Source organism: Gemmatimonas sp. UBA7669 (assembly GCF_002483225.1).
Taxonomy (GTDB): domain Bacteria; phylum Gemmatimonadota; class Gemmatimonadetes; order Gemmatimonadales; family Gemmatimonadaceae; genus Gemmatimonas.
Map to the genome: position 1 here is coordinate 1 of NZ_DLHL01000013.1, position 12,240 is coordinate 12,240.

Here is a 12,240-nt window from a genome sequence, read left to right on the forward strand (position 1 = left end):
CCTACCTGATCAGAGCTTCCCTAGACGATTCGGCTCGCTGGGCGACGCGCATCCTATCAATACTTGTGGTGCCAGGTCTGATACTAGTGAGCGGTTTCGCCGCGACAGGCGCTCACCGACCAGATCCTGAATCGACATTAATTTTTCTTCGCCTCTTCACCATTGGCGAGCCCATTCCGCTACTTGCCTTAGCGCTGTGGCTTGCAATTTTCGCTTGGAGCGCCGTCAGCGCCCCATGTGACCCGCGTCAGGATTCAGGCACGCTTGCACGAGGGCACCATCGTCTGCTCGTTTGGTTGATAGCTCTATCTGCAGGCATGGTCTCACTGATCGTCGGGAGGGCTACCGGCCAAGGGATTGGCTTCTCAGCCGATGAGTATGCTGCCCTTCTGCAGGCAGACTTTCTTCGACAAGGTTCGTTCACTGGGACTATTCCTACAGAATGGTTGCCACTTCGGGAAGGCGTAACGCCTGTATTTGTATTCGAAGGTCAAGAGTCTACAGAGTGGGTGTACCAGTACATCCCCGGCTACGCAATTCTCGTCTACCTTGCCGGAATGCTGGATGCAGTGGCACTCCTAAATCCGATACTCAACGCGCTAACCGTCGTTCTGGTCGCCGAGATTGCGGAGAAGAGGTGGAGCAATCGGCAAGATCTTGCAATTCTTGCAACAATGCTCATTGCGACGTCGCAGCAGTTTCTTTTGACCGGCGGATCGCAATACAGCATGCCAGCGCATCTCATGTTCAACTCCCTGTGGCTCTTCGGTTATGTGACTGGGCCAAGGTCCGTTATCTGGATGGGCCCTGTAGGCGCATTCGCGTCGCTACTGCACCAACCAATACCGCATCCGCTCTTCGTTGCTCCTTTCCTCTTGCGTATGCTCCGAGAAAAGCGAATCGGAGCGCTCGTCTATCTCAGTTTGTGGTATACAATTGCCATCGTGTGTTTCGTGTTTTGGAGAAAGATTGGCGGGGCCATTCCGGCATCAATTCTTGGTTTGCCGAAGATGGGGAATGTCGTGGTCTTGCTTATGAATGTAATTCTGATCGCTACATGGAACGCACCCGTGGTCGCGTGGGGGCTGTTGGTCGCAATTCGGAATATGCGGAGTCTCGATTGCATCGACCTCGACCTGCTGTTCGGTATAGTAGCTGTCCTCCTCTTCTTCTTGACGTTTGTTCCCGTAACCCAAGGGCATGGATGGGGCTGGCGATACGGGCATCAAGTTCTCGTAAACATAGTGTTGCTTGCAACCACCGGTTGGAGTGCAAGCAGTAAGCTCATGGAGGCACGCCACGCGAAGCGGATGCTGACATGCTCCTTTCTGGTCTCGCTTTTGGTATTGGTGCCTTGGCGAACTGCCGTGGCATATAGAATTGTGAAGCCATTCTCAAACGCCGTAGACTGGATGAGCAAGCAAGAAGAGCATGTGTTAGTCATTCCAGCGGATTCGATATGGTACGGGCGCGATCTGATCCGCAATCATCCTTCCATGAGAAAGCCTGTCACATTGCGCGGAAGTTCGCTAGCTGGGTCTGATACTGCAGCGATTCCCGAACCGTGGCGAACCAGCGTCCGGTGGATAACAGTTGAAGAACTAGAAGCGCTCGGACTCGAGCGTGTGGACCGGGTCGTACCAGGAGCAGACCGCTAACCTCAACGACGTGCCGGCCGGGTGAGGACGTTGTGCAGTTCTCTTAACCTCCAGTTGACAGCGTGCAGAACGATGCCGACGAAGAGAAACCCGAATGACAGAAGGACGAGTCCGGTAGCCATGATGGCCTCTGGTATGTGCTGAAGGTAGTCGTCGGAGGCTCCTGATGCGCCAACGAGCAATGGTGCGGCGGCTGCGAAACCAAGGAGCAGCAATAAAACTGATATACCCCCGAAGAAGGTCAGCGGCTTAACACTTCGAAGGAGTGTGAAGATCTTCCAGAGCACCCGCGCACCGTCGCGAAATGTGCGGAGTTTGCTCTTGCTGCCAGTTGGCCGGGCGCGATACGGAACCGCGATCTCTGTGATGTGGATCTGGTAGTAAAGCATTTGGAAAGCCATATCTGTTTCGACCTCGAAACCGGGCGAGGTTACTGGTAGTTCACGGGCTACCCGTCTCGAGTAGGCTCGATAGCCACTCAGAATGTCTGAAAGGTTGGATTGTCCAATCCAGTTTACCAAGATCCGAATAAGTTGATTGCCGATCAAGTGCATGGGTCGAAAGGCCGCGTCGTCGAAACTCGAAAGTCGAGCACCTACGCACATGTCCGCATAGCCCGCCATTACAGGTGCAAGCAACTGGTGAACAAAGGAAGCGGGATAAGTATCATCTCCATCGACCATCACGAAGTAGTCGGCATCTATCTCACGCAACATCTGCTCGACTACATAGCCTTTCCCTCGCCGGGGTTCATGGCGAATCTCTGCGCCGGAAAGGAGGGCTGCCTTGACTGTGTCGTCAGTAGAAGCATTGTCAATAACTACGATCCGAGCATTTGGTAGCTCGGTTCGAAAGTCGCAGACCACCTTCTCAATTGTTTGTGCTTCGTTGAAACAGGGAATTAGGATGGCGACACCCTCGCCTTTGAACAAGGTTCTAGTGTTCATGCTGTTCGACGTCGGTGGAGGAGCCGCAACTTCCCGAAGCACGGTTTTTCGGGTAGAGCAGTAAAGTTGCGGGATCGCGGGCATGTAGGGTCCCTTACCCTGCGTGCTTCGCAAAAAATGGTTAATTGATGAGGAGACCGCGAGCGGAGCAACGGTCGGTGGCTCGCACGACGGTTTGAGCATCACCCGAGAGCGCCTGCTGTACGCAACGCGATTGGGCGGGATAGGCCGATATTGGAGTCGAACGGGCATCATGCCTTCTTGCCGTTTGGAGTCGCGTCAGAGCGCATGGTCGTGTCCAAGAACTTTCTGCTTGACCATTCAGATTGCGCGCGGAATGATGCAGCCGGTCCAGTCTCCGGCTTCCCGCCAACGGTGAGACGGGCGTCACCAGCCAGATCGCCACAAAGATTCCGTCGGCGCATATCTTTAGCCCTTCAGCCGATTGGGCGCCCCCGCTGTTCAACGCCTCGTACCGTACTGCTCTGCCCCAGGTGACTGGCGCCTCCCCCCTCCTCCTCCCCACCCCCCTCGCCAAAGCGCCGGCCCTCTGGCTCGCGCTGGCGTTCTTCGCGTCCCATGCCCTCGCGCTGAGCCTCATCCGGCTCTCCGGACCGCTCGCGCCGGCCTGGCCGCCTGTCGGGGTGGCATTCGCCGCCTTCATCATTCTGCCCCCGTCGCACCGCGCCCTCATCTTCGTGGCTGTCGCGGTGCTGGACACGCTGTCCAATACGCTGCAGGGGTTCATGACCTTCACGGCGCTGGCCTACCTCGCCGTCAGTCTCTCCGAGCTCTGGCTCGCCGAACGCTTGCTCCGCCGCTTCGCCAAGCCCACGCTCACCTTCGCGAATGTCGGCGATGTGCTCGTCTTTGTCGGCATCATCACGGTGACCTCGGCGGCCAGTGCCGTGCCGGCGTCGGTCATTGCGAAGTTTTCCAGTGGAGCCGACCCGCTGAATGCCGGCGTGATCTGGTGGATCGGCGACATGCTGGGTTACATCCTCGTGACACCGCTCACCGTGTTGCTCGCCTTCCGGCCCGCCACACGCGAACGCGGGCCGCGGAGCCTGCGACTGATCGAGATGGGGCTCATGCTGCTCACGCTGGTCGTGGGCGGCGTCTGGGCCTTCCAGGGCCGCGGCATCGTGGGCCCGCTCGACGCACACCCCTACATGCTCACCGTGCCCATTCTCTGGGCCACGCTGCGCTTCGATCAGTTGGGCACGCTCTGGAGCGTGCTGGTGACGGGCATCGTGGGCGTGGGTTTGCTCATGGCCGATTTGCCGCTGCTCTCACTCGGAGGACAGTCCAACACCGACGCGCTGATTCTCCTTCAGGTCTTTCTGGGGGTCGTGGCCATCTCCAGTCTGGTGCTGGCCACCGCACTGCGTGCGCAGCAGGACGCCACCGTGGCCAACGCCCGCATGATTGCGGCACTCACCGAAAGTGAGCAGCGACTCAGGCAGAGCCAGAAGATGGACGCCATCGGGCAACTGGCCGGCGGCGTGGCGCACGACTTCAACAACGTGCTCGCCGCCATCCTCATGCAGCTCGGCGAAATTCGTCTCGTGAAGGACCTGCCTCGCATGGCGGCCGAGCTGTTGAGCGATGTCGAACAGGCCGCCCAACGCGCAGCCCGGCTCACGCGGCAACTGCTGGTATTCAGTCGACAGCAGGCCATGCAGTCCCGCGTGCTGGACCTCAATCAACTCGTGCGCAATCACACGCGCCTGCTGCGCCGCGTGGTACCGTCCACACACGAGCTGTCGGTGCAGCTCAACCCGGCGCCACTCATCGTGGCTGCCGATGCCGGCATGATCGAGCAGGTGATGCTCAACCTCGTGCTCAATGCACGCGACGCGCAGCGCGAGGGGGGCAAGATTCTGGTCATCACCTCGCCGCGCACCGTGCTGCCAGGTGCGCCAGGTGACCTCCCACCGGGCGAGTACGCCGTCATAACCGTGAGCGACAGCGGCATTGGCATTCCGCCACAGAACATTCCGCGTCTCTTCGAACCGTTCTTCACCACCAAGCCGCCGGGGCAGGGCACGGGACTCGGTCTCGCCACCGCCTACGGCATCGTGCAACAGCATGGCGGGACGATCGGGGTGGACTCGCGGCCTGGACACGGCACGACCATGGAAATCTGGCTGCCCACCACCCAGGCACCGGTGGCGGAGGACGCGGATTCCATTGATGGCCCGCTCGACGCCGACTCCGGCGAACACGCCTCACCGCTGACCATCCTGGTGGTGGAAGACGAGCCCACCGTGCGTCGGCTCATGGCCCGGGTGCTCGAGCGCGACGGGTTCCGGGTACGCACCGCGGTCAGCGGCCGCGACGCGCTCGACCACTGGGGCGACTATGCCGGCGTGGTGGACCTGGTCCTCACCGATGTGGTCATGCCCGGCGGGGTCAGCGGGACCCAACTCGGCCGGGAACTCCGGAACCGGCACCCCGACCTGCCCGTCGTGTACACCAGCGGGTACGACCCGGATTACGACCCATCCGACGTGACCATGGTGCCGGGGGAGAATTTCGTCCCCAAGCCGGCCACGGCGGACCAGTTGCTGGCAGTCATCCGCCGGCAACTGGTCGGACCGGGACGCGCGTGACAGATTCATCCAGCTGTTCTTCTTTTCATCCCCAGCAGCCGAGTGCCGACATGTTCCGTAAACTCCTCGCTTCCGCCGTCCTCGTGGGCGTCGCCGCCAGCGTGGCGGCTGCGTCCGCCTTCGCCGATTTCTCCGGCAAGTGGGCCCTCAACATCGGCACGCCCGACCAGGCTCGCACCGCCATGCTCACCCTTGAGCAGAAGGGCGATTCCGTAAGCGGCACCACGGAATCCGAACTCGGCGTCGCGCCGGTCAAGGGTGTGGTGAAGGGCGACTCGCTGTTCTTCGGCTTCGCGCTCGACATGGGTGGCCAGCAGATCGTCATCAACGGCTCGGCGGCCCTCAAGGACAAGGACAACATCGATGGGGCGCTCGACGTGTCGGGCATGGGCGGCTTCCCGTTCACCGGCGCCCGTCAGAAGTAGTCTCGAGGGCGCGCCAGCGCTCGACGAGTTGCACGAAGGCGGCGCGGTAGCCGCCGACATCGTCTCCCAGTGCCGCGCGGGCCTGCTCCAGGACTCGCGCGGCACTGCTGTTTCCGCGATGCTCGCTCTCACGCAGCAGCATGCCGAATGACGCCACGGCGGCCGCGAATCGCAGGTCGCTGCTCGCTCGTGAGCCGCGATTGTTCGCTGCTTGCGGCACGGCAGCTTCCAGCAAACGACTCGCGCTTTCACCGGGCTGCTTGTAGCGCAGCTTGACGTACGCGAGTTCGCGGCCCGTGGCTTGACGCGCGTTGGACGACAACGGTTCGGTGACGGGTGTGTAGCGCAGGCTGTCGCGGTTTCGCACTGTCACCGTACCCGTCACGCCCACCGGCACCACTTCGTACAGGGCCGTGACCTGATGGCCGGCGCCCACGTCGCCGGCATCCTTGCGATCGTCGGTAAAGTCCTCGTCGCGCAGCAGACGGTTCTCGTAGCCGATGAGCCGATAGGCCTGCACCACGGCGGGGTTGAACTCCACCTGCAGCTTCACGTCGTTGGCCACAGTGCGCAACGTGGCGCCCATCTCTTCCACCAGCACCTTGCGCGCCTCGTCGAGCTGGTCGATGTAGGCGTAGTTGCCGTTGCCCACCTTGGCCAGCTTTTCCATCTTGGACGCCTGCACGTTGCCGGTGCCGAAGCCCAGTACGGTCAGATAGGTGCCTTCCTGCCGGCGACGCTCGATGAGCCGCTCCAGTTCGGCATCACTGGACACGCCCACGTTGAAGTCGCCATCGGTGGCGAGAATCACCCGGTTGTTGCCGTCGGTGCGAAATGCATCGCGCGCTACATCATAGGCCAGTTGCAGCCCCGCGCCACCGGCTGTGGAGCCGCCTGCTTCGAGTCGGTCGATGGCTTCGAGAATGCTGACCTTCTCGTCACCCGAGGTGCTGGGCAGCACGACGCCCGCACTGCCCGCATAGGTCACCAGCGCCACGCGATCCTGCGGACGCAGCTGATCGACCAGGAGGCGCAGCCCGCGCTTGACCAGCGGCAGCTTGTCCGGTGACATCATCGAGCCCGACACATCGACGAGAAACACGAGGTTGTTGGGCGGCAAGTCCCGCGTGTCGATACGCCGCGCCTGGAGGGCGATGCGCAGCAGCTGGTGCCGCGGCTGCCACGGCGCCGCCATGCTCTCGGTAGTGATGCGCAGTGGGTCGCGCGCCGCGGGCTCCGGTAGTTCATATGTGAAGTAGTTGATCAACTCCTCGATGCGCACCGCATCCTTCGGGGGGCGCTGTCCGTTCAGAATGAAGCGACGCAGGTTGCTGTACGACGCGCGGTCCACATCCACCGAGAACGTCGACAGCGGATTGCTGCGCACGCCGAGGAAGGGGTTGTCCTCGATGCGGTCGTACTGCTCGCGGTTTCCGCCCGCGTCACCCGGGCGCGGGAACGAGCGTGGCTGCTCGTTGGTCTGCAGTGCGCTGCGTGCCACACCGCCGGCCACGCCGCGGCCACTGAAATCCTGCGCGACCGCTGCGTTTGGGTACGTGGCGACGGCCACAGAACCCGTCTGCCTTATTGGAGGTGTCGGCGCGGCCGTCACATTCACCTCCGCCAACGTCATGGTCTGACGCTGCAGGTTGATAGCCACGCTCACGCTCGTCGAGTCGAGCATCACGTTCTGTCGCCATGCCGAGTAGCCGATACGATTCACAAGAATCGAAGCAGACGACAACATCAGTGCGTTGGGCAGCTCCAGGCGGAAGGCACCGTTGCGCTGCGAGAATGTGCCGATCGTGCGCAGGCGGGTGCCGGAAGCGGCTCGCTCCTGATAGCTGACCTGGATTCTCACACCTTCAACCGGTGTCTGGCTGGGACCGTCGAGGACGGTGCCCGAGAGGCGCACACTCAGCAGGCTTCGAGCGACGGCCGCGAGATCCGATGAAACTGCGCCAGCAGGCAAGCTCACCGCGGAACGGCCAACTGCGGCAGCCGCCTCGGCGGAACGGCCAACCGCGGCAGCCGTGACCTCAGAAGCCTTGACCTCAGAAGCCGCAACGACAGGAGCCGAACGGATCGGCACGGCGGTCGCGGGCGCTTCGGGAGCTGGCGCAGCACTCCTTTTCGCATTCTCCGCTACCGCCCCCTGCGGTGAAGCTGCTGCCCCTACGGCTTCCGGCGCAATGGCTTCCGGTGCGGTGGCTATCGCCGTTGGCTGTGTTGCCGTTCCGGCTGTCGCCGTTTGCTGTTCCGCTGTTTGCTGTTCCGCTGTTTGCCGTTCCTGCCCTCTCGGCCACGCCACGACAGCCAGCACTGCCGCCGCCGCCAGCCACCCCGCCCATCTCCCAATTCTCACGTCCCGCTTCTCCGCCACACGAACCGACGCCGGCCCCGACAATGGCCCGTCCAGCGAACCCACCACCCGCGCGGCGCCCGCCATCAACCCTCGCGCCTCCGCGACCATGTCCGCGCAGGCCGCGCAACGCTCCACATGCGCCGCCACACGCGCCGCATCCTCCGCTGCAAACATGCCGTCGAGCCACGCGTGCACCGTCCCCTCGTCCACGTGTCCCGCCGCGTCAAATGCCGGCAACAGTTGTTCGTCCGGTGCGTCGAACGCATCTGGCATCATGTCATGCGACATCGTGTCCTCCTCGCGCGGTGACCGCGCCTCCGGTGCCTGCACCTTCGGTCGCGCGCGCACTCTCGCGCTGCAGCGACTCGTAAACGTCCATGAGCCGCCGGCGGGCCCGTGACAGTGTGGTGCCCACACTGCCCACACTGAGCCCAAGGGCCGCGGCAATCTCGTGATAGTCCAGTCCTTCTTCGCGCATGAGCAGCGCCAGTCGGTCACGCTCAGCCAGTGCATCCACCGCTGCGCGCGCCAACGCCTGTTCGCGCACGCGGTCGGCCGTGGCCTCAGCCTGCGCTTCAAGGCGAAACACCTCGGCGTCGCGCGCCTCGCCCCCCTCGGCATCCAGCTCACTACGCAGTAGCGTGAGTCGATGCCGCGTCCGTGCGCTACGACGCGCGTCATCTCGGGCAAGATTGCTGGCCACGGCAAAAAGCCAGGCGCGTTCGCGTTGTACGGGCCCGTGCCGCATGGCGCGCACGAAGGTTTCCTGCGCGAGTTCTTCCGCCGCATCACGATCACCCAGCCGGCGCGTCAGATAGCGCAGCAGGGGCTCGTGATATTCGCGGAACAGTCGGTCGAGTTGGTCCATTGGCCGTCCTGGATGACGCCGGTGAGCCCCACGCGCCGAATCGCGCCTGGGCCGCTCTGGTCCCGCACCGCCCACTGGGGCCAGTCCGGTTCCATGCGGGAGACGTCACCCCCCGGAGAACTTGCACACCGTTGCGCGGCAGCGGATCCTTGTGCCAGCCGTTTTCGCCTCCTCCGCCCCACTCAATGGCTCGCTCCTTCGCTTCCGGTCTGGCCCTGCTCGCCCTCGGACTCGGCACCACCTGGCTTGGTGTCCGTGGCGCTGGCCCCGTTCCCCCGCTCAACGCCCTGCTCTCGCCCTCGGTGGGCCTGTGGATGAACACTGTCGGCGACCTGCCCGCCGAGGCCAGCGCGCGCATTCCGTCGCTTGGTGCCGACGTGGACATCCGCTACGACCATCGGAGTGTCCCGCACATCTTCGCGCGCAACGAACTCGACGCCGTACGCGCGCTGGGCTACGTGGTGGCGCGCGACCGGCTGTTCCAGCTCGAGCTGCAATCACGCGCCGGTGAGGGCACACTCACGGAACTGGTGGGTGAAGCCGCGCTGCCGGCCGATCAGGAGACACGTCGTCTTGGCATGCCGCGCGCGGCCGAACTGCGCACGCAGGGCATGGACAGCACGGGCATGCTGTATCAGGTCCTCAAGGCATACGCGGACGGCATCAATGCCTATCGCGAGGCGTTGCCCGCTTCGCAGTGGCCGGTGGAGTACAAGTTGCTGCGCAAGGCGCCGCGGGAATGGTTGCCGGTGCACAGCATGCATCTGCTCAACCGCATGGGCTACACGCTGGCGCATTCGCCGCTCGAACTCGACTACTTGCAGGCACGCGCATTGGTTGGCGCCGACGCCGCCCGCGCCATGTGGGATGCGTCGTCGCCCGTGCAGGAACCCATTCAGCCAGCGCCGCGCCGTGAGCCCGTCGAGGCGCTTACAGCGCTGCCAGCGCCCGGAGCCCCTGACACGGCGGCGGCTCGCCTGGTGGCCTCGCTGCTTGCACCGCGCACGGGCAAGAGCACGGGTACAACACACAGCGGCTCGCTGCTGGCCTGGCAGCGCGACCATGTGCTGGCCGACTCCAGCAACGAGGTCCGTTTTGCACTGAAGCAGGAGCGTGCCTTCGCCAGCAACAACTGGGCGGTGGCGCCCTCACGCAGTGCGAGCGGCCTGGCGTTGCTGGCCGGTGATCCGCACCTCGAACTCACGTTGCCGAGTATCTGGTTTGAGGTGCATCTCGTTGTGTCGGGGCGCATGGACGTGGGTGGTGTAACCATTCCGGGATTGCCCGGTGTGACCATTGGCTACACACGCGCCTTCGCCTGGAGCTTCACCAACACCGGCGCCGATGTCATGGACTTCTGGCGTGAGGCGGTGGACAACGTCGACCGACCCACGAGCTACGAACTCGACGGCAAGCGTGAGCCGCTGGTGGACACGCGCATCGAGACCTATCGCGATGCAGCGGGGCGCGTGCTGGCCACCGACACCGTGTACTACACGCATCGTGGCCCCATGTCGCGCCAGGGCAACGAGTGGGTGTCCATGCGCTGGACCGTGCTCGAGGCGGGCAACGAGCTGCTGGGTTTCTTCAACGGCCTGCAGGCGACAACGGCCACCGCGTTTCTCGATTCGCTCGCGGCGTACTACACGGCGCCGGCGCAGAACATGATCGTGGCCGACACCGCCGGGACCATTGCCATTCGCTCCACCGGCCGTCATCCCATTCGCGCGGGCAAGGCGCGCGGTCTTGATCTCTTTGACGGGCGCACCCGCGCCACGGACTGGATGGGCTTCCGCGCGGTGTCGCAGTATCCGCAGAGCGTGAATCCGACGCAGGGTTATCTCGCCTCGGCCAATCAGGAGCCCATCGACCCCGCCTTCGATTCCCTGTACCTCGGTGTGGACGAACACTACGAAGTCTGGCGTGCGTTGCAGATCAATCGCCTGCTGCGCGCCGACTCCGCTGTCACACCTGACGCCATGCGACGCTACCATACTGACCCTGGCAGCGTGCGCGCCGAACGATTTGCTGCGGCGTTTGTTGCATCGGCCACGCGTCGTTCAGAGGCCGGCGATACCTCGGCCTCGTTGCGGGCCGCGCGGGACATGCTCGCGGCATGGGATAAGCGATACACCCGCGACAACACCGGCGCGCGGCTGTTCGAAACGGCCATGGCGCGCGCGCAGGCGCTCGTGTGGGATGAGTTCATCCCGCCTGGCAAGACGGCAGCTGCGGTGCGCCCGTCGGAGACACGTCTGCTGCAGTTGCTGGGCGATTCCAATAGCGCGTGGTGGGATGACCGCCGCACCAGCGACGTCGCCGAAGACCGCGATCGACTACTCGCTCGCGCACTGACGGCCGCGTACGACACGCTGGTCGTGCAGTTCGGCAATCCCGCAGAAACGCCGTGGACCTGGGGCCGTGTCGCACCAGCGCGTCCGCGGCATCTGTTGCGGCTCGACGCGTTCTCGGCTGCGCCCACACCAATTGACGGCGGCCGCGGCACGCTCAATCCAAGCGTGGGCTCGGCGTTTGCCAACTTTGGCGCGTCGTGGCGCATGGTCGTGGAAATGGACAAGACGCCGCGCGTGATGGCGGTGTACCCGGGTGGGCAGAGCGGCAATCCGGCCAGTTCGCGCTTTCTTGACCGCTTGCCCAAGTGGGCCAGCGGGACGCTCGACACCCTGCTTGTTCCGCGCACCCCCGACGAATTGCCGCCGGCGCGCACCCGCGCCACGCTCCGTCTCACTCGCTGACCTGAGTTCACAATGACGACATCCACCGCATCGCCGTCCAACGCGCGCACGGCAGCCCCCACCGCATCTGCACCGGCGCTGCTGGCTGTGCTGCTCGTGTTGCAGGTGCTGGCGCAGACCTTTGCCGGTCTCTGGGGTGCCGCAGCCGCCGGCGTGATTGGCGGCCTGCTGCGCCGCGCTCCCGGGGCGTTCCGTTACAACTTTGCCGCGGCAGCTGCCGCCGCGGCGCTGCTGCTCGGCATGGTCGCCATGCGCGGCGAGAGCCTCATGCCATTCGCTGATCGCGTGGGTGGTTTGTTCAGTGCACCCGGCTGGGTGGTTCTACTGTTGTCCGTGTTGTTGCCGGCCCTGCAGGCGGGGGCGTTGGCCGGCGCTGTGGCGCGGTTGTTTCGAAGCCGGATTTAGTCTGTACTGGCGAAACGCAAGCGTTCTCATCCGTTTGCATTCGTACTCGTATCTGACAACCAACGATTTGCGAATGAATCATCCAGCCGCTTGTCGGTCTCCGCCGCTGGCAAACAAAGATTCTTGACAATGAAAGTGGAGAACGTACTTTCGTGAGGCGAAATCTATTGAAGTCACGCTAGGGAAGCTCTGATCAGGTAG

Annotated in this window: 8 protein-coding genes; 5 read left to right on the forward strand and 3 right to left on the reverse strand. The window is 63.6% G+C overall.

Going from position 1 to position 12,240, the window contains the following annotated elements:
* The coding region (locus B2747_RS04590) for a hypothetical protein (protein WP_291157292.1) at positions 1 to 1,658 on the forward strand (1,658 nt) is incomplete at its 5' end.
* Positions 1,659 to 1,660: 2 nt separating this feature from the next.
* Here the strand turns inward: B2747_RS04590 and B2747_RS04595 are convergent.
* Positions 1,661 to 2,605 (reverse strand): glycosyltransferase family 2 protein, encoded by a 945-nt coding sequence (locus B2747_RS04595; RefSeq protein WP_291157294.1) that lies wholly within the window; start codon positions 2,603 to 2,605, stop codon positions 1,661 to 1,663.
* Between the two features lie 494 nt (positions 2,606 to 3,099).
* On the opposite strand from B2747_RS04595, the gene B2747_RS04600 reads away from it, so the two are divergent.
* Complete coding sequence (locus tag B2747_RS04600) at positions 3,100 to 5,220, forward strand: hybrid sensor histidine kinase/response regulator (protein ID WP_291157295.1); 2,121 nt, start codon at positions 3,100 to 3,102, stop codon at positions 5,218 to 5,220.
* 50 nt (positions 5,221 to 5,270) lie between these two features.
* Positions 5,271 to 5,645 (forward strand): hypothetical protein, encoded by a 375-nt coding sequence (locus tag B2747_RS04605; RefSeq protein WP_291157296.1) that lies wholly within the window; start codon positions 5,271 to 5,273, stop codon positions 5,643 to 5,645.
* Here the strand turns inward: B2747_RS04605 and B2747_RS04610 are convergent.
* Both B2747_RS04610 and B2747_RS04615 read right to left on the reverse strand, forming a co-directional pair.
* Positions 5,623 to 8,298 carry a YfbK domain-containing protein gene (locus B2747_RS04610; RefSeq protein ID WP_291157297.1) on the reverse strand — a complete coding sequence of 892 codons (2,676 nt, stop codon included), beginning with the start codon at positions 8,296 to 8,298 and terminating at the stop codon, positions 5,623 to 5,625. The two genes, B2747_RS04605 and B2747_RS04610, sit on opposite strands and share 23 nt — an antisense overlap.
* Entirely contained in the window at positions 8,288 to 8,878 is a 591-nt protein-coding gene (locus B2747_RS04615) for a sigma-70 family RNA polymerase sigma factor (RefSeq protein WP_291157299.1), read from the reverse strand. Before B2747_RS04615 ends, B2747_RS04610 begins: the two co-directional genes overlap by 11 nt.
* A 185-nt stretch (positions 8,879 to 9,063) precedes the next feature.
* Between B2747_RS04615 and B2747_RS04620 the strand changes: the two genes are divergently transcribed.
* Together B2747_RS04620 and B2747_RS04625 are read left to right on the forward strand one after the other, a co-directional pair.
* A complete protein-coding gene (locus B2747_RS04620) occupies positions 9,064 to 11,634 on the forward strand; it encodes a penicillin acylase family protein (protein WP_291157301.1) in 2,571 nt (856 codons plus the stop codon).
* Positions 11,635 to 11,646: 12 nt separating this feature from the next.
* Positions 11,647 to 12,039, forward strand: coding sequence for a hypothetical protein (locus B2747_RS04625; RefSeq protein WP_291157302.1), 393 nt, complete (start codon positions 11,647 to 11,649; stop codon positions 12,037 to 12,039).
* The last annotated feature ends 201 nt before the right edge of the window (positions 12,040 to 12,240 follow it).

Bases quoted from the DNA above. Each gene is read 5' to 3' on its own strand.
- B2747_RS04605 (WP_291157296.1), top strand. From the start codon at position 5,271: ATGTTCCGTAAACTCCTCGCTTCCGCCGTCCTCGTGGGCGTCGCCGCC.
- B2747_RS04615 (WP_291157299.1), bottom strand. From the start codon at position 8,878: ATGGACCAACTCGACCGACTGTTCCGCGAATATCACGAGCCCCTGCTG.
- B2747_RS04610 (WP_291157297.1), bottom strand. From the start codon at position 8,298: ATGTCGCATGACATGATGCCAGATGCGTTCGACGCACCGGACGAACAA.
- B2747_RS04595 (WP_291157294.1), bottom strand. From the start codon at position 2,605: ATGAACACTAGAACCTTGTTCAAAGGCGAGGGTGTCGCCATCCTAATT.
- B2747_RS04625 (WP_291157302.1), top strand. From the start codon at position 11,647: ATGACGACATCCACCGCATCGCCGTCCAACGCGCGCACGGCAGCCCCC.
- B2747_RS04620 (WP_291157301.1), top strand. From the start codon at position 9,064: ATGGCTCGCTCCTTCGCTTCCGGTCTGGCCCTGCTCGCCCTCGGACTC.